The sequence below is a fragment of the Acinetobacter sp. WZC-1 genome (genome assembly GCF_052544965.1).
Genome location: NZ_CP199370.1, coordinates 145,553 through 164,220, shown reverse-complemented (window position 1 = coordinate 164,220; position 18,668 = coordinate 145,553). Strand labels below are relative to the sequence as shown.

The following is an 18,668-nucleotide window of genomic DNA, read 5'->3' as shown; positions in this document are numbered from 1 at the left end:
TGAGCAACAATACACTTGATCAGTCTGCTGTAGCACATCTGCCGGCCTATACATCAGCCACTGTATGCAGTTGTTTCAGACGCAGCGCCAGTAATAAACCGAGCAGCAGTGTCAGCGTGATTGCCAGAATCAGACCTGACCAGCCGTATTTTTCCCAGACCATCCCACTGCCACTGCCCAATACACTGGACCCCAGATAATAAGAGAACAAATACAGGGATGAGCCTGTGGCCCGATATTGCAGTGACTGCACCGAGACCCAGCTGCTGGCAGTGGAATGTGCCGCAAAAAATGAAAAGGTAAAAATCAGTAAGCCCAACAGGACCACCCACATGGAGGACGACAACATCAGCCATAAACCTGCCAGCATAACCACAAACATTGCCATCAGGACTTTGCCACGTCCAAAACGCTGGCTCCAGCCGGCAGCCCGTGGTGAGCTGTAAATCCCGGATAAATACACCACCGAGATTACACCAATCCAGGTCTGTGAAAGCTGAAATGGCCTATCCAGTAAATGGTAACTCATATAATTAAAGATGGTCACAAAACATCCCATCAGAATAAATCCTTCCAGGAAAAGTAACCGCAGCTTCGGATCTACAAAATTCTTTTTGAAAGATGTCTTAAAACGGGACCACTGGATGGGATAAGGTCTGAAATGTCTGGAAGCAGGCAGACTGATATAAAAAACAATGGCAATCACCAGATTTAACAGGCCAATGAGCAACGTTGCAGTCTGCCACGGAATATAATCCACCAGTACGCCTGCCATCAGGCGCCCACTCATGCCGCCGGCAGCTGTTCCTGAAATATAAAGCCCCATGGCCAGCCCGATATCCTGCGGCGCAATTTCTTCACCAATATAAGCCATCGTGACTGAGGCGACACCACTGATCGCCAGACCAATCATCATACGAGTGACTAAAAATATTTCCCAATACGGCAAAAAAGCACTGAGTGTCAATAAACCTGCTGTTAAAAACAATGAAATCGCCATGATCTTTTTACGACCAAAACGATCAGAAATCAGACCTGCAAAAAGTAGACCCAACGCCAGTGCAATGGTTGAAAAAGATAAGGGAAAACTACTGTGCGTTGCGGTAACCTGAAAAAACTTTGCCATAATCGGCATCATCGGTTGTACACAATACAGCGATGAAAATAAGGCGAAACCGGCCAGGAATAATGCCAGCAGAACAGCAGTAAACTGTTTACTCCCATAGGTGATATAGGGGGGTATGGGCACTGTTGATTCAGACATAATTACTCCTCATGCCTGATCAGTATACGCCTGTTTTGACCCGCAGATAAAAAAAGCCCCATCATGATGAGGCTTCTGGCAGAAATTTACGAGTCTGTATTCAGTACAATGCTTCAGGCAATTGAATCTGAATAATTTCATTGTCATCAGCAAGTTTTGCATTACGCCCGCTTGAACCCGGAAAATTATTATCATTCAACACCGTTAAGGTAGTGCCATTTTCAATAATGACATCCTCAATGGTTTCAAATGGAAAGCTGAAACTGGACCCTGTGCCCAGATCATCATTACGGGCAGTACCATACAATAGATTCGGATTATCAATTTTCATCAAATCCACCAGCGTTCTGCGCTCAATGGTTTTACCCGAATCTCCAAGTTTCACGTGGATCAGTTTCTTATAGCCATCCGGGTTATTCTGAGAAGCATCCCGTTCAATAATAATACCGGACTGATTGTCATATAGCTGAAAATCGCCGATATTGGTGGCTCCGGCCCCCAGCTCAAACAGATAATACTGTCCTGTATATGCTTTTTTCTTCACATCGAACTGTGAAATCAGCAACTGCCCTGAACTGTCGCCTTTCAGTGGCTTTTCCAGTAATGGATATAAATACTGACCATCCTGAGACAGGGCCATCCCTTCAAAACCACCACTCTGCTGAACCCGTGGCTCAACATAATTAATATTGGCTTTATTCAGCTGATTCTGAGGCGAACGTAACTGCAGGTCTGGCTGCAATGGATCCGGCAATGGAATCGGCGCATCCAGCAGCACACCATTCTGATCAAAATGTAATAAATACGGACCAAACTCATCACCAATCCAGTAGGTACCATCTTCTGTACGCTGCATGGATTCAGGGTCAAAATCTGCTCCAGTCAGTAAACGATCTGAAGTATCCTGATTGACGATATCAAAAGGAATTAATTTATTCGGATCACTGAGCTGAATAAAACGCGTCACCTGGACATCGCCGGTTCCACCTGATTTTGTGCGAAAATCCGCTTTAATCTGATAAATGCGTAACAGAAAATCAGACGAGTTATCCTGAGTCCCAAAGCCATTATCTGCCATCGCCATGTAAGTGCCATCAGAATTTTTCAGTGCAGCAGAAAAGCCCTGTACCGGCTGCCCTTTAAAAGGTGGGAATATGCCATTGGCACCTGTGACAAATGCTCCTGAATCCGGCCCTGTCGAATAGGTGGCAACATCCAGTTTTGCAAATGAAATCAGCGTCGGTACCTTCACCGAAGCCGGCGGATTAAAATCATTGCCATCATCATTACATGCAGTTAAACCCAATAAGCCTAACGCTAAAAGGGAGTAAGCAATTTTTTTCATAAAGGTCTTTTTATTGATTTAAATGAGCCTTATTTAAACCAGTCAGGATGACGCTTTTAAGTCACTTCAATGACAATACTGCGTCATTTACAATGTCTTTGATATAGTCTAATTGCTTCCGCATCTTTTCATCAGATAAGGTCGGTTTATCACCTATTTTCAGGATATAACAATATACTGAATTAACCAGGTTTTCTATTCAGGTAACAGTCTTAATAGCCCAGCATTTTTTCCATCTTCCAATACCCAGATCGACCCATCATGAGCTGAATCAATAGCTCGAATCCGTTGTTGCATGTTCAAACGCTGTACTTCGCGAACAGGCCTTGACTCAGTATCGACCACAATAATCGCTTCTGAAGATAATCCACCTATGAGCGCTTTATTCGTCCATTGAGGAAACAATTGTTTTTGATAAAACACCAGGCTCGATGGAGAAATTACGGGCGTCCAACTGATCTCAGGTGCTTTAAATTCAGGGCGAGTCACATGATCTGGAATCACTTCTCCTGAATAATGATCACCATTGGAAACAATGGGATAACCATAATTTTCACCTTTCTGAATCAGATTTAATTCATCACCGCCCTTGGGGCCCATTTCTACGACCCATAATTGATCTTTATGATCAAAAGCGATGCCTAAGGGATTACGATGTCCTAAAGACCAGACTTGTTTTGCGATCTCACCTTGTTGAGTGAATGGATTATCAGCAACAACAGTGCCATCATCATTCAGTCTGATGATTTTACCCAAATTCGAATTCATATCCTGTGCAGGATCAAATTTCTGACGCTCTCCTGAGCTGATCCAAAGTTTTCCATCTTTGCCAAACAACATTCGATGTGCATAATGCCCCTGCCCTGAGACCTTCGGAACTTGTTCCCATATTCTTTTTATATTACGAATTTGAGGATTTTTTTCTTGCAGGTTTAGTTCACCACGAACAACCACTGCCCCATAACCACCATTGCCTTTTTCAGCATAACTTAAATAAATTTGATGATTATTTTTATAGTCAGGATGCAAGGCAATATCACCTAATCCACCCTGTCCACCATAAGCCACTGGTGGAACACCTAAAATATCAATACTTTGCGATGTAGATGGATCAAAAAGTTTTAATTTCCCTCTTTTCTCTGTAATCAATAGTCGCCCATCCGCTAACTCTGCAATTGCCCAGGGTTCATCAAAATTAGCGACTTTTTGAACACGATAGTTCTGATGAATCATTGCAGTTGCACTTTCTGTAGACTGTTTTGCTTCAGATGATGAGTCGCTTTGAGCATTACAAGCGCTTAACAATGTACAGCTCATGAGTAGAGGTAAATAAAAGAATTTCTGTCGTAAAGCTTCCATTTTTCTGTTCCTCAATACTTTGATGATTTATTTATTCTAAAGAAAAGACTGTGTTGAACTATTTTATATTGTTAACAGCACTTTTTCTGATTGGATCAATGTAAGCATTTACCTACAAAGCCTGTCGAAATTAGCGAATATACGGCTTACCAAGATTCACCTATTCTATACTTATAGGGAACAGGAAGTTCCCCAGACAAAAAACAACAATAATTGGTCTGAGCATCAGGAACGTGAGATTCGACAGGAGTCAGATCTAACTTACCAATACGAAGAAAACCCCATCAGGATGATGGGGTTTTCTTTTTATATTTACATCGTTTTTTGAATTTATATGCGTTTTAGATAATTAATAATCGCTTTATTTTCAGCCATTTTTACAAATTCTAAAGCGCTAAATTAGCTTAAATAGTCTTACCTTATAAAGAAATATCTTAACTATTTATCGGAGAACTATATTATAAAAAACGACTCTTAGCTTAGTTTTTTATGAATTTCATCTATAGCCACATGCAAATTAAGGGCTACATTTCTTTAAATCCGATATCCAGAGCCTCACAGATGGAAATATTCTGTTGACTTACAATATTCCTGACTTTCCTTTTCAGTACAGACCATGCCTGTTCAATCGGATTCAAATCAGGGCTATATGCCGGAAGGTAGGCGATCCGTACATTATACGTTTCAGCAAGCTGTTCTATTTCCCGGCCTTTATGAATGGATGCATTGTCCAGGATCAAAAGATACCCTGACCCGGGTAAATTCCGAAATAAATAATCAAGCCACCCTGTAAATAAATGTCTGTCACATGAACCCTGAAAAACCAGCGGTGATAGAAAACTGCAGGGAGCACTCGACCTTACCGCACTGATCATACTCATTCTTTTTCCATGACCGCCTGACTTTAAATCCTGACAGCATTTCCCCTTAAATGACCAGCCATATTCTGCCGTGTCAGTTGTATTGATTCCTGATTCATCGATATACAGAATATTTTCCCTGCCATATTCCTGTTCCCACTGAGGAAGAATCCACTGAAATACGGTTCTGCTTATTTTGCAGGCCTGTCTGTAGAGGAAACTCTTTTTTTATGCGTCCATCCCAGTTTATGAAGCGTTGCCAATATGACATCATAGGAAACTGCATATCCGAACTGGTTTTTAAAGAGTGGAACCAGGTCTTTTGCCTGTGAGAACTTTGTATTTTCAACAAATACTTTGAAAGCAGGCAGATCCTTAATGGTTGAAGGTCTGCCCACATTGACAAGTTTAGGCTGAGCCAGCTGTCCTGTCTGCTGTTCAAGCAGAATCCAGTCATCCAATGTTGTGCGGGCGATATTGAACGTCGTGCAGGTATTCGATTTATGACCACTCTTTCGGTAGAATTCCATGACTTTCCGGCGTAAATCTTCTGAATATATCTTTGGCATATGGATAAGCAATTTAAAGGGGTTTGTCTATTGTAGCTCAAAAAGTGCATCTTGCTATAACCTCTTCGCCTGTTCAATTATTTCTTTGAGCTTTGTATAATTTAACAATACTTTCAATGCCAATACATTAATAATCAGCCAAGCAGACCAATTCGCCAAATTAACTACATCCACTTCATCTATCTCAGCCCAGTAAGCTCTATGTAAAGCTTTTGATCTTTTAGTATATAAATTTTTGATATGTTTTTTTAAAATTTTATATTCTTCAACACTATATATTTGAAAACCACCATATACCAATATTGATGCTAAACCTTTAGCATTTGATTCTGAAATAGACTCTTTACCAATAGAAAAAAAACATTCCACACATGACCAAAGTTTTATAAATTTCATTGTATTGTTATTATCTTTAGTTGCTTCAGAAAACCAATACACTGCTTTAATAACCGCTTCTTCTATTTCATTTTGTGAATCTTTCTGTAAAGCTTGAAAAAAGTTATTAAAAAATAAGTTATTATTAAAATAATTTATAATTTCTGATGTTAATTTAATTTCTCTAAAATTTATTGAATCATATAAGAAGGTACCCCCTTCTTTCTCATCTAGCCAACTTAAGCTTGGGCTAGATATTTTTTGACCAGAAAATGAATTTAAAACTTGGATTCTATAATCCAAAATTAATCGCTCATTAATTGTTTGTGTACAAACTCCTATAAATCCAGTAAGTATATTCGAAATATAATGAAACTTTTCGGCTGATTTCTTTTGACTTCCTATTTCTTTCCCTTGTATCCACAAATATTTATTCATTCTATTAAAAAAATTTACATCATCTTTCCCATAAGCTCTTCTAAAAATATCTTCATCACTTTGAATTACTCGATAGTTCCCACAGTCTAAGAAACCAACTTCTTCAAAGCTAATGCCTTCACAACATGCTATATAATTAAAATTTTTGATTTCTTTCTTTGCTTTACTGTGAATCTCTTCAATCATGTTTTTGTTATCTTCACTCAAGCTTAAGCGATTTTCATAGTGTCTTTTTACGACTGAATAAAGTTCTGAAAATGTAATAGCATCTTGTAATTCATAGTATATAAGTAACTTTTCTGTAACTTCTACCATTATTTTCCTTGTTGCCAATGTCATATACATACTCTTATTACTTGATAATTTTAATTCTTGTGAAATAATACATTCAAGATTTTTTATATCATCAAAAGTATTAATCTTAACAAAAGCCTTTGCTTGAAATATAGAATCCAACATTCGATTTATTATTCGATGTTCTTTAAGTTTATTCATAAGCTAACATCTCTATTTTTAATTTAATTTACCATATCAAAAATTCATGCAATAAAAAACACCCCGACCTTTTTGGCCGGGGTGTGGAAATAATGAGCTGGCGATGACTTACTCTCACATGGGTAACCCCACACTACCATCAGCGCTAAGAGGTTTCACTTCTGAGTTCGGGATGGGATCAGGTGGTTCACTCTCGCTATGGTCGCCAGCACAACTGTTGATGGATACTCACTGCGGTCTTATTTAAATGCCACAGCTTTCAGCCAAAAGAGTATTAACAGAATATCTGAGTTGAATATTGTATCCGGCTTTTTAACTGAATCAATTAACTTTGATCCTTTTCATGAAATCAATCAATGCCTCATAAACAACCGCTTGGGTGTTGTATGGTCAAGCCTCACGATCAATTAGTACTGGTCAGCTTCACACGTCACCGTGCTTCCACATCCAGCCTATCAACGTCCTGGTCTCGAACGGATCTTTAGTGAACATAAAGTTCAAGGGAAATCTTATCTTGAGGTGGGCTTCCCGCTTAGATGCTTTCAGCGGTTATCCCTTCCGAACATAGCTACCCGGCGATGCGACGGGCGTCACAACCGGTACACCAGGGGTTCGTCCACTCCGGTCCTCTCGTACTGAGAGCAGATCCTCTCAAATTTCCAGCGCCCACGGTAGATAGGGACCGAACTGTCTCACGACGTTCTAAACCCAGCTCGCGTACCTCTTTAAATGGCGAACAGCCATACCCTTGGGACCTGCTTCAGCCCCAGGATGAGATGAGCCGACATCGAGGTGCCAAACACCGCCGTCGATATGAACTCTTGGGCGGTATCAGCCTGTTATCCCCAGAGTACCTTTTATCCGTTGAGCGATGGCCCTTCCATTCAGAACCACCGGATCACTAAGACCTACTTTCGTACCTGCTCGACTTGTGGGTCTCGCAGTCAAGCGCGCTTTTGCCTTTATACTCTACGCGTGATTTCCGACCACGCTGAGCGCACCTTCGTACTCCTCCGTTACTCTTTAGGAGGAGACCGCCCCAGTCAAACTACCCACCAGACACGGTCCTCGTCCCGGATAACGGGACAGAGTTAGAACCTCAACATTACCAGGGTGGTATTTCAAGGATGGCTCCAGTCAGACTGGCGTCCAATCTTCATAGCCTCCCACCTATCCTGCACAGGTAAGGTCAAAGTTCAGTGTCAAGCTGCAGTAAAGGTTCACGGGGTCTTTCCGTCTAGCCGCGGGTACACTGCATCTTCACAGCGATTTCGATTTCACTGAGCCTCTGCTGGAGACAGCGCCGCCATCATTATGCCATTCGTGCAGGTCGGAACTTACCCGACAAGGAATTTCGCTACCTTAGGACCGTTATAGTTACGGCCGCCGTTTACTGGGGCTTCGATCAGGAGCTTCGCTTGCGCTGACCCCATCAATTAACCTTCCAGCACCGGGCAGGCATCACACCCTATACGTCCACTTTCGTGTTTGCAGAGTGCTATGTTTTTAATAAACAGTTGCAGCGGCCTGGTTTCTGTGGCTGCCAACAGCTCAGGGAGCAAGTCCCGTCACCGTCAGCAGCGTACCTTCTCCCGAAGTTACGGTACCATTTTGCCTAGTTCCTTCAGCAGAGTTCTCTCAAGCGCTTTGGTCTACTCGACCTGACCACCTGTGTCGGTTTCGGGTACGATTCCTGTGTAACTGAAGCTTAGAGACTTTTCCTGGAAGCAGGGTATCAGCCACTTCGTAAGTAAAACTTACTTGATGTCAGCTCTCAGCATAAAGCACCCCGGATTTGCCTGGGATACATGCCTACAACCTTTCACCTGGACTACCATCGCCAGGCTGACCTAACCTTCTCCGTCCTCTCATCGCATTACACAGAAGTACTGGAATATTCACCAGTTTCCCATCGACTACGCCTCTCGGCCTCGCCTTAGGGGTCGACTCACCCAGCCCCGATTAACGTTGGACTGGAACCCTTGGTCTTTCAGCGAACGGGTTTTTCACCCGTTTTATCGTTACTCACGTCAGCATTCGCACTTCTGATACCTCCAGCATGCTTCTCAACACACCTTCATCAGCTTACAGAACGCTCCCCTACCACTTGACCATAAGTCAAATCCGCAGCTTCGGCACATGGTTTTAGCCCCGTTACATCTTCCGCGCAGGCCGACTCGACCAGTGAGCTATTACGCTTTCTTTAAAGGATGGCTGCTTCTAAGCCAACCTCCTGGCTGTCTGTGCCTTCCCACATCGTTTCCCACTTAACCATGATTTTGGGGCCTTAGCTGGCGGTCTGGATTGTTGTCCTCTTGACTGCGGACGTTAGCACCCGCAGTCTGTCTCCCGGATAGTACTCACAGGTATTCGGAGTTTGCATCGGTTTGGTAAGTCGGGATGACCCCCTAGCCGAAACAGTGCTCTACCCCCTGTGGTATTCGTCCGAGGCGCTACCTAAATAGCTTTCGGGGAGAACCAGCTATCACCAGGCTTGATTAGCCTTTCACCCCTATCCACAAGTCATCCCCTGGCTTTTCAACGACAGTGGGTTCGGCCCTCCAGTCAGTGTTACCTGACCTTCAGCCTGCTCATGGATAGATCGCCTGGTTTCGGGTCTATACCCAGCAACTATGCGCCCTATTAAGACTCGGTTTCCCTACGGCTCCCCTAGACGGTTAACCTTGCTACTGAATATAAGTCGCTGACCCATTATACAAAAGGTACGCAGTCACCGAACAAGTCGGCTCCCACTGCTTGTATGCATGCGGTTTCAGGATCTGTTTCACTCCCCTCACAGGGGTTCTTTTCGCCTTTCCCTCACGGTACTGGTTCACTATCGGTCAGTCAGGAGTATTTAGCCTTGGAGGATGGTCCCCCCATGTTCAGACAGGGTTTCTCGTGCCCCGCCCTACTCGTCTTCATCATGCATGCCCTTTCGTGTACGGGACTATCACCCTCTGTGGTTGCTCTTCCCAGAGCATTCCGCTAGAACATGCATCACTTTATGGGCTGTTCCCCGTTCGCTCGCCGCTACTCAGGGAATCTCAATTGATTTCTTTTCCTGGGGGTACTGAGATGTTTCACTTCCCCCCGTTCGCCTCGCATGACTATGTATTCATCATGCGATACCTACCTTATGGTAAGTGGGTTTCCCCATTCAGATATCTCCGGATCAAAGGATATTTGCCGCCTCCCCGGAGCTTTTCGCAGGCTGTCACGTCTTTCTTCGCCTCTGACTGCCAAGGCATCCACCACATGCACTTAATTACTTGACCATACAACCCCAAACAGTCGTCAACACCTACAAGTGAGTGTTGTCCGTGCGATTATTCATCGCTACTATTTGTGGCCTGTGAATTCAATCACTGTACAGCTTCAATCAATTTCATATACCAAAACGCTTGATTCAGTTTGTTCGCTAGTGCTCATTCCATTCAGCATCAACAGTTCTCTGTTAAAACTTCATAAAATAAGCCAAACAATTATTTCAACTCAAATATATGCTGTTAATGATTCACTACCGCCTCGTCAGCAGGTAGGTATCCGTGATGAATCACAGAAGTTAATAAACTGAATGTTCATTAAATTCCATAATCAATCCTGTCTTTCAAATGGGTGCCTGCGCGAAGCACAGCTTCCTGCAATATTTTTCTTTCACTGTCATGTAAAATCAAATACTACGCGCAGCATAGCTGCTTGTCTTGCGTTTCGGCAAAGCGTTGCTTTGCTGATCCGAAACTCTGGTGGAGACTAGGAGAGTCGAACTCCTGACCTCCTGCGTGCAAAGCAGGCGCTCTACCAACTAAGCTAAGTCCCCGACTTATCAATAAGTCAATGTGTCTGATTTTCCGTACTGCGTCAGTAGTGGTGGGTCTGACAAGACTTGAACTTGTGACCCCACGCTTATCAAGCGTGTGCTCTAACCAACTGAGCTACAGACCCTCAGATACATCGTCATGAAGAACAACCTGTTGTGAATTCTCACCAATCGTCAATCTTTCGTTAAGGAGGTGATCCAGCCGCAGGTTCCCCTACGGCTACCTTGTTACGACTTCACCCCAGTCATCGGCCACACCGTGGTAACCGCCCTCTTTGCAGTTAGGCTAGCTACTTCTGGTGCAACAAACTCCCATGGTGTGACGGGCGGTGTGTACAAGGCCCGGGAACGTATTCACCGCGGCATTCTGATCCGCGATTACTAGCGATTCCGACTTCATGGAGTCGAGTTGCAGACTCCAATCCGGACTACGATCGGCTTTTTGAGATTGGCATCACATCGCTGTGTAGCAACCCTTTGTACCGACCATTGTAGCACGTGTGTAGCCCTGGCCGTAAGGGCCATGATGACTTGACGTCGTCCCCGCCTTCCTCCAGTTTGTCACTGGCAGTATCCTTAAAGTTCCCATCCGAAATGCTGGCAAGTAAGGAAAAGGGTTGCGCTCGTTGCGGGACTTAACCCAACATCTCACGACACGAGCTGACGACAGCCATGCAGCACCTGTATCTAAATTCCCGAAGGCACTCCCGTATCTCTACGGGATTCTTAGTATGTCAAGGCCAGGTAAGGTTCTTCGCGTTGCATCGAATTAAACCACATGCTCCACCGCTTGTGCGGGCCCCCGTCAATTCATTTGAGTTTTAGTCTTGCGACCGTACTCCCCAGGCGGTCTACTTATCGCGTTAGCTGCGCCACCAAAGCCTCAAAGGCCCCAACGGCTAGTAGACATCGTTTACGGCATGGACTACCAGGGTATCTAATCCTGTTTGCTCCCCATGCTTTCGTACCTCAGCGTCAGTATCAGGCCAGATGGCTGCCTTCGCCATCGGTATTCCTCCAGATCTCTACGCATTTCACCGCTACACCTGGAATTCTACCATCCTCTCCCATACTCAAGCCGACCAGTATCGTATGCAATTCCCAGGTTGAGCCCGGGGATTTCACATCCGACTTAATCAGCCGCCTACGTACGCTTTACGCCCAGTAAATCCGATTAACGCTCGCACCCTCTGTATTACCGCGGCTGCTGGCACAGAGTTAGCCGGTGCTTATTCTGCGGGTAACGTCCACTCTCATCAGCTATTAACCAATGCAGTCTCCTCCCCGCTTAAAGTGCTTTACAACCATAAGGCCTTCTTCACACACGCGGCATGGCTGGATCAGGGTTCCCCCCATTGTCCAATATTCCCCACTGCTGCCTCCCGTAGGAGTCTGGGCCGTGTCTCAGTCCCAGTGTGGCGGATCATCCTCTCAGACCCGCTACGGATCGTCGCCTTGGTAGGCCTTTACCCCACCAACCAGCTAATCCGGCTTAGGCTCATCTGTTAGCGAATGGTCACAAGTGATCCCATCCTTTCCCCCTTGGGGCGTATGCGGTATTAGCGTCCCTTTCGAAACGTTGTCCCCCACTAACAGGCAGATTCCTAAGTTGTACTCACCCGTCCGCCGCTGGGTCAGTTGCCGAAGCAACATCCCCCGCTCGACTTGCATGTGTTAAGCCTGCCGCCAGCGTTCAATCTGAGCCATGATCAAACTCTTCAGTTAAAATCATTTTGCACCTTAATTTAAAGACAAGGTGCCAATTCCGGCTCATCAATTACTGACAAATTCTCTCAAATAAACTTCGAGTAATTTAAACCAATCAATCAATGATAATATTTCGATCAATCAATCAGTGAAAATCCACACAAGTTGTTCTTCATAAGCTCTTAATGATCAACCCAATGCCTCAGCAGCATCAGGACAGGTCGGCTATATTACTCGCTATCTCTTAAATGTCAACAGGTATCTGTCAGGTTTTTAAGAAATACCCGCTCCGGATAAAAACTCAGCACTTAAGCCATATATCTGTTATTCAACAGATTTTTTATCAGGTCGCCGCCAATGGATGTGCATTATAGAGCATTTCAAATGCCTTGCAAGCGTTGTTTGATGCAAAATGGAATGTCTGTTCGGTTTTTAAACCAGAAAAATTTCAACATATTGTTTTTTATTTAAAATTTATTTTATATTTTCAATTTCTTCTTCAATTACCCATAAATCTATTCGCCCTGCCCGCATGGTATATGGTGGATTTATGCTGAAAGTGCCAGACAAAAATCGGGACTTCTGTTTTTTGGCCATATCCTATAAAAAACGGAAACCACTGTAGTCACAATGACTTCCGCATTGTTTTTGATATTTACCCCTTTAAGTCCGTTTAGAACTTCATACTGATCCGTGCCCAGTAATTCCGCCCGGCATTATTAAATTGTTCACGACTGGCAAAGCCAAAACCTGAACTGCCTGCCCGGTTCAAATGTTCGGTATAGGTTTTATCCAGCACATTATCGACACCCACGGCCAGATCAACATCCTTCATCAGATGATAGGAAGCATTCAGGGCAAGCGTGGTAAAACCTGCACTTTCTCCCATATCATAACCGACAATATTGCCCTGGTTCAGGCTGATCCGATCCTGTCTGGCAACGGCTCTCCACAACAGACCAAGGGTAAATTGATCCCGAACATAACGCAGATTAAAGCGTCCTTCCAAAGGTGCAATTTGCGGTAGTGCCTGATGATCCGTGGTATTTTCACCCCATGCATACATCGCACTGAGCTCTGCCTGCAATGCATCAGTCAGCTGGTAACCCACACCGGCTTCAGCACCTGCAATGGTTGCATCAACATTTTTTGCTCCGGCACTGAAACGGGAACCATGACTGTGCCCTCCCATACCGGCAACCGGGTGATCATGATAACTCATAAGAATATAGTCATTAATCAACCCGGCATAAGCAGAAACCCAGGAACTGAATGCACCATGCTGATGCTGATAACCCATATCCAGTTGCAGGGTTTTTTCTGTATCCAGGTCATTGAATGCCGGTTTTGACATGCCGCTGTTGCCATGTGCGGTACTGAAAAGTTCCCAGTAATCCGGCACACGCTCTACATAGCCCAGGCCAATATAGCTTTTGGCATCATGCCCGGGATGCTGGCCTTCCAGGCGGATAAACGCACTCGGCAAGGTTTCCGAACGATCATCATTCAGTTTAAGTGCGTCAATTTTGACCTGATCAATACGGGTCCCGGTAACAATTTTATGTTGTTCATTCAAAGGATAGCTCAGCTCACCAAAAGCACCATAGGACTGAAACTTCATGTCAGACTGAAATGGTATATTCATGGATGGCGAGGTCATGTCGCCACCATGCTTATTCTGCTGAGCATCAACGCCAGTCACCAGCTCAACACCACTCCAGTTCATGGTCATCGCCAGACGGCTGTTCAGAGTACGGCGAGTGACCCGCATTTCCGAAGGATTGGGCACCATCTGATCCGTGGCCATGTCATGCACCATCGGCGCTGTACGCAGCCTGAAATTATCCATGACATGATCGTTATAACTGTAATTGATCTGTCCTTCGACCTTTTTGATTACATCCGTCAGATTTTTCTTTTCAAAACGCAGTCCCAGACTTTCCCGGGCAAATTGTGAGCCATCCATCTCCCGGCCGGCATACAACGCCTCACCATCGGATTTTCCTCCACTCAGCTCCACCAGCGTGTTTTCATCCGGTGTCCAGCCCAGTGCAACATCAGCATTCCAGCGTTTCCATGCAGATGGAACTTTATTGCCGTCCCCATCTTCATAACTGTTTGATTCTGATCGTCCGGCATTGAATCGAAGGTATTTTGTTTCATCGCCCACAGCAGCTTCCACATTATGATCAATGCGGCCATAGGAACCCACTGTCACACTGGCCTGACCACGATAGGGCTGTTCAGCAGACAGCCGTTCCGGTTGCCGTTCAAAGATCACTGTTGCCGCCGAACCGGTATGTGGATATTGAACAGTTTGTGGACCTTTAATCACCGTAATCCGGTCATAACTTTCAGGCTGAATATAGGACGTCGGCGCATCCATACGATTCGGACATGCGCCCAGATTTTCAGTGCCATCCGTTAAAATTTTAATCCGTGAACCAAACATGCCCCGGAAGGTGACATCCCCATTGGTTCCACCGTTTTTAATGGCACTGAACCCCATAATACTTTGCAGATAATCTGCCCCATCTGTCGCCGGAATTGGTTGAATCGGCTGTTTTGGATCAGCATGGACAATTAAACCACCCGCATCACCGGCGCGCTGTGCAGTCACCACAATTGGCGCAAGATAACCGGTCGGACTGGGTTGTTCCTGTGCAGCAACACTGGCTGAATAGCATGCAATACAAATCGCAGCCGTCAAAGGCTGTAACAAAAATTCTGGCTGAGCCATTTTCATCTCACTATAAATCATCAATAAAGCAGGGACTGAGTCAATGCAGACCCTGATGTTAAACCACTGATTTATATTAAGACTGGTGGAGCCCGCCCCTGGGGAAGCAGAAAAAGACGCTGCAGAACAAAATAAACATGCAGGCATGCCTTCTGAAAGGCAATCAGACGCACCTGAATGCGATCCAGCACCGGCTTGATGCTCAATTCAGGTGGCAACACCAGATTGCCATATACGGTACAGTACTGACACTGATGGTCCACGTCATGGTGATGCGCGGAACCCAGGGCAGAATCATGTGCCCGATCAGATGCAGAGTCTGCTTGTGCAGTATGCCCCTGGAACAGCGCTGAATGCTGCATATGCTGAGTATGGGAATGATCATGGGAAGATGCATGCTGATGTACTGTCGGTTGAAGCTGTGTCAGTGCCTGAGAAATGGTTTCACAGACCGGTGCAATCTGGTATCGCTCCGGCAGCAAAGGCTGTAAAAATACAGCAATCTGTAAAAAAACTGCGCTAAACCCCAGCAGTAACCCAGTTCGAAACAACAAAACATTCATCTCAACATTTTTTTGAGCGCCGAGTATAACAAAGCCCGGTCGAAACCGGGCTGAATTAAAGACTGAATCTGCCAGACCAGGGCGTCATTCATGGTCGATTCACACACGTCGCGCTTTATACCGTCATGCCATTGCTTTATCAGCGTTTAGCAGTCACGTTTTCCTTCTGACGCTGACGTACCTCCTTTTCCACCTTTTCACGGGCACGCTGCCGTTTCAGTGGAGAAAGATAATCCAAAAATAATTTGCCATTTAAGTGATCCATTTCATGCTGAATACATACGGCAAGCAAACCTTCTGCTTCCATCTCGAAAGTCTGGCCTTCAAGATCCATTGCATCGATTTTTACACGTGACGGACGCTCAACTTTATCGTATATTTGAGGCACTGACAGACAGCCCTCTTCATAAGGCTGCGTTTCTTCAGTCAGCGGGGTAACTTTGGGGTTAATGAATACCATCGGCTGATCCTTATTTTCAGACAGATCCATAACAATCAACTGAATATGACGGTCAACCTGTGTTGCTGCCAGGCCAATGCCCGGTGCTGCATACATGGTTTCAAACATATCTGCTGTAAGTTGACGGATTTCATCCGTCACTTCTTCAAGAGGTTTGGCAATGGTACGTAAACGGGGATCAGGAAAACTTAAAACAGGTAATAAGGCCATATCTGTATCCTCACTGCTATGCCATTGATCTTAAAACCAAATGAAGAATATACTTCATTAAAAAACTATGTGTAATATGCACATTATAACGCATTTAGATACATAATTTCAGGGATTATGATAATGAAAAAGGTTTTCAATGGCATCGTCAATTTGCATGCCATGGGGTTTAAAAAACAGGTTGTTGCTCTGGCGCTCTGTCTGAGCAGCAGCATGATCTGTCTTGATCATGCCATTGCCGCCAGCCCCAACCAGACACCTCCTGCACTGAAAGCCAATGCACCTCATGTCTATGTGGTCAAACGTGGAGATACCCTGTGGGACATCTCGGGGAAGTTCTTAAGTAAACCCTGGCGCTGGCCGGAAATCTGGGCAAGTAACCGCCATATCAAAAATCCGCACTGGATTTATCCCGGAGACAAACTGCTGCTCTGTACCCTGGACGGGCGTCCACTGATTGGTGTTGACGAAGGTGACGGCTGTGAAGGGATTATCCGCCGCCATCAGGGCGGTGTGTCATTAAAACCGCAAATCCGTGTTGAGTCCCTGAATAATTCAATTCCAGTGATTCCACTGGCACATATCCAGCAATGGCTGGAACACACTATTATCGTTTCACCCGAATTTCTGACCAATATTCCCTATATCCTGGGTGCAGCAGATAACCGGGTGATCACCGCTGCCGGTCAGACCGTTTATGCACGTGGCAATGGCCTGGTCACCGGTCAGCGCTATGGCGTTTACCGCGAAACTGAACCCTATATGTTCGTGGATGCCAAAGGCAAAAAATACAATGCAGGTATGGAACTGATCGAAGTGGCATCTGCACTTGCGGTTGCAGCCAGCCATGATATTGCTACGCTTGAACTGACCAGAAGCTATAATGCAGAAGTCAGAAAAGGGGATTATGTCCTGCCCCAGTATGACAACAACCTCCCGAGCCTGTTTTATCCTGTGACCAGTCGGGAGGTCACCACAGGCGGTAAAATCATTCGTGTTCAGGGTTCAATTGCCACCGCGGCACAGCACAGCGTGGTAACCCTGGACCGGGGCAATCTGCATGGTGCCAGAGCGGGTCAGGTATTCAGCATTTATCAGCAGGGGGAAATAGTGCGGGACCCTAAAACCCGGGAAAGCATTCAATTGCCGAACCAATTGATCGGCACACTGATGATCTTTAAAACTTTCGATCAGCTGAGTTATGCCTATATCCTGGACAGCACCCTGCCCGTTAAGGTGGGTGCAGTAATTCAGCCCCCTGCCATCTCTGATCAATAATTCATGGAGGCGTGATGTTGAACGAAATATCTGAGCTGCAGCTTTACACCATCAGATTATGGTATCTGGTTCAACACTCCCTTTCGGTATTCCGCCAGCTGGAACAGTTTTTTGGCTCAGCTGAGCAGGCCACCCATCCACAGAACTTATCCCGCTGGGCTGAACTGAAAATTCATCAGAATCATATTCAGCGGGCACAGGACTTTCTGAGCGATAAAGGCCAGCAGGAATTTGAACAATGCCTGCACGATATCCGGACACATACTGACTTCATCATCACGGAAAGTGAAAGTTATTATCCACAGCAGTTGCTTCCCTACACGGACCGGCCTCCCATTCTGTTCGGCCGGGGTTCGCTGCAAAATTTAAGTCAGCCGCAGATTGCCATTGTCGGCAGTCGGAAACCAAGCCCTCATGGCAAACAGATGACCTATGATTTTGCCTGGTATTTAAGTGAAAAAGGCTTTTTCATTACCAGTGGACTGGCACAGGGTATTGATGAAGCTGCGCATACCGGTGCATTGAAAAATCACCGAACCATTGCGGTGGTCGGTACAGGACTGGATCGGGTCTATCCCTCCCAGAACCTGCAATTGCAGAATCAGATTCTTGAACAGGGCGGTACGGTGCTGAGTGAATTTCTGCCTGGCACCAAACCCCTGCAATATCATTTTCCACGGCGTAACCGCATTGTCAGTGGTTTAAGTCTCGGCGTACTGGTTGCCGAGGCTCAGATCGGCAGCGGCTCACTGATTACGGCAAAACTGGCAGCCGAACAGGGCAAAATCACCTTTGCCATTCCCGGGCATATCTACAGTGAGTTCCATCAGGGCTGCCACCAGCTGATCCGTGAAGGCGCCATCCTGGTGGATCATCCCGAGCAGATCATTGAAGACCTGGCCTTACCCACACAGTGGCACTGCAATCAGCAACAGACAGACACATCTCGTCCGGTCAGTCTGCAACCTGAAATCCCTGGCCATTTATTTTTGCTGTACCAGCAACTCGACTGGATTGGGCAGGACCTTGATACACTGGCTGCAAAACTGCAGCTGGATACTGCTGAACTGACCGGCGCTTTAATGGAACTGGAGCTTTCAGGCCTGTGCATTCAGCAATCCGGTCTGTACCTGCGTTGCCGTAACAGCCATTAACGGTCACAATAAGCTGTTTAACACACAGACC

General features: G+C 45.4%; 11 protein-coding genes, 2 tRNA genes and 3 rRNA genes. 2 read left to right on the top strand and 14 right to left on the bottom strand.

The window, feature by feature from the left end; translation table 11 throughout:
• Positions 1 to 46: 46 nt before the first annotated feature.
• The 14 genes from ACT6PV_RS00785 to def all read right to left on the bottom strand — a co-directional run bounded on the left by ACT6PV_RS00785 (position 47) and on the right by def (position 16,205).
• On the bottom strand, positions 47 to 1,264 hold the full coding sequence (locus ACT6PV_RS00785) for an MFS transporter (protein WP_445114634.1): 1,218 nt from the start codon (positions 1,262 to 1,264) through the stop codon (positions 47 to 49).
• A gap of 100 nt (positions 1,265 to 1,364) precedes the next feature.
• Positions 1,365 to 2,609 carry an esterase-like activity of phytase family protein gene (locus tag ACT6PV_RS00780; protein WP_445114633.1) on the bottom strand — a complete coding sequence of 415 codons (1,245 nt, stop codon included), beginning with the start codon at positions 2,607 to 2,609 and terminating at the stop codon, positions 1,365 to 1,367.
• A gap of 195 nt (positions 2,610 to 2,804) precedes the next feature.
• Positions 2,805 to 3,968 (bottom strand): PQQ-dependent sugar dehydrogenase, encoded by a 1,164-nt coding sequence (locus ACT6PV_RS00775; protein WP_445114632.1) that lies wholly within the window; start codon positions 3,966 to 3,968, stop codon positions 2,805 to 2,807.
• A gap of 524 nt (positions 3,969 to 4,492) precedes the next feature.
• Positions 4,493 to 4,999 (bottom strand): IS630 family transposase, encoded by a 507-nt coding sequence (locus tag ACT6PV_RS00770; protein WP_445116978.1) that lies wholly within the window; start codon positions 4,997 to 4,999, stop codon positions 4,493 to 4,495.
• 20 nt (positions 5,000 to 5,019) lie between these two features.
• Positions 5,020 to 5,397: a helix-turn-helix domain-containing protein gene (locus ACT6PV_RS00765; protein ID WP_445114631.1), complete on the bottom strand. Its 378-nt coding sequence runs from the start codon at positions 5,395 to 5,397 to the stop codon at positions 5,020 to 5,022.
• A 54-nt stretch (positions 5,398 to 5,451) separates the two neighbouring features.
• Positions 5,452 to 6,705, bottom strand: coding sequence for a hypothetical protein (locus ACT6PV_RS00760; RefSeq protein ID WP_445114630.1), 1,254 nt, complete (start codon positions 6,703 to 6,705; stop codon positions 5,452 to 5,454).
• 95 nt (positions 6,706 to 6,800) lie between these two features.
• A 5S ribosomal RNA gene (gene rrf / locus ACT6PV_RS00755) occupies positions 6,801 to 6,915 on the bottom strand.
• 176 nt (positions 6,916 to 7,091) lie between these two features.
• Positions 7,092 to 9,983: ribosomal RNA gene (locus ACT6PV_RS00750) — 23S ribosomal RNA — on the bottom strand.
• 466 nt (positions 9,984 to 10,449) lie between these two features.
• Positions 10,450 to 10,525, bottom strand: a tRNA-Ala gene (locus ACT6PV_RS00745).
• A gap of 48 nt (positions 10,526 to 10,573) precedes the next feature.
• Positions 10,574 to 10,650: transfer RNA gene (locus tag ACT6PV_RS00740), tRNA-Ile, on the bottom strand.
• Between the two features lie 61 nt (positions 10,651 to 10,711).
• A 16S ribosomal RNA gene (locus ACT6PV_RS00735) occupies positions 10,712 to 12,250 on the bottom strand.
• Together the 16S, 23S and 5S rRNA genes with 2 tRNA genes alongside form the textbook arrangement of a ribosomal RNA operon.
• 655 nt (positions 12,251 to 12,905) lie before the next feature.
• On the bottom strand, positions 12,906 to 14,972 hold the full coding sequence (locus tag ACT6PV_RS00730) for a TonB-dependent copper receptor (protein ID WP_445114629.1): 2,067 nt from the start codon (positions 14,970 to 14,972) through the stop codon (positions 12,906 to 12,908).
• 71 nt (positions 14,973 to 15,043) lie between these two features.
• On the bottom strand, positions 15,044 to 15,535 hold the full coding sequence (locus ACT6PV_RS00725) for a DUF2946 domain-containing protein (protein WP_445114628.1): 492 nt from the start codon (positions 15,533 to 15,535) through the stop codon (positions 15,044 to 15,046).
• Between the two features lie 139 nt (positions 15,536 to 15,674).
• Positions 15,675 to 16,205 (bottom strand): peptide deformylase, encoded by a 531-nt coding sequence (gene def / locus ACT6PV_RS00720; RefSeq protein ID WP_445114627.1) that lies wholly within the window; start codon positions 16,203 to 16,205, stop codon positions 15,675 to 15,677.
• Positions 16,206 to 16,328: 123 nt separating this feature from the next.
• Here def and ACT6PV_RS00715 point away from each other — a divergent pair, with 123 nt between their 5' ends.
• Together ACT6PV_RS00715 and dprA are read left to right on the top strand one after the other, a co-directional pair.
• A complete protein-coding gene (locus ACT6PV_RS00715; protein WP_445114626.1) occupies positions 16,329 to 17,483 on the top strand; it encodes a LysM peptidoglycan-binding domain-containing protein in 1,155 nt (384 codons plus the stop codon).
• Between the two features lie 14 nt (positions 17,484 to 17,497).
• Entirely contained in the window at positions 17,498 to 18,637 is a 1,140-nt protein-coding gene (gene dprA, locus ACT6PV_RS00710) for a DNA-processing protein DprA (RefSeq protein ID WP_445114625.1), read from the top strand.
• Positions 18,638 to 18,668 lie beyond the last annotated feature (31 nt).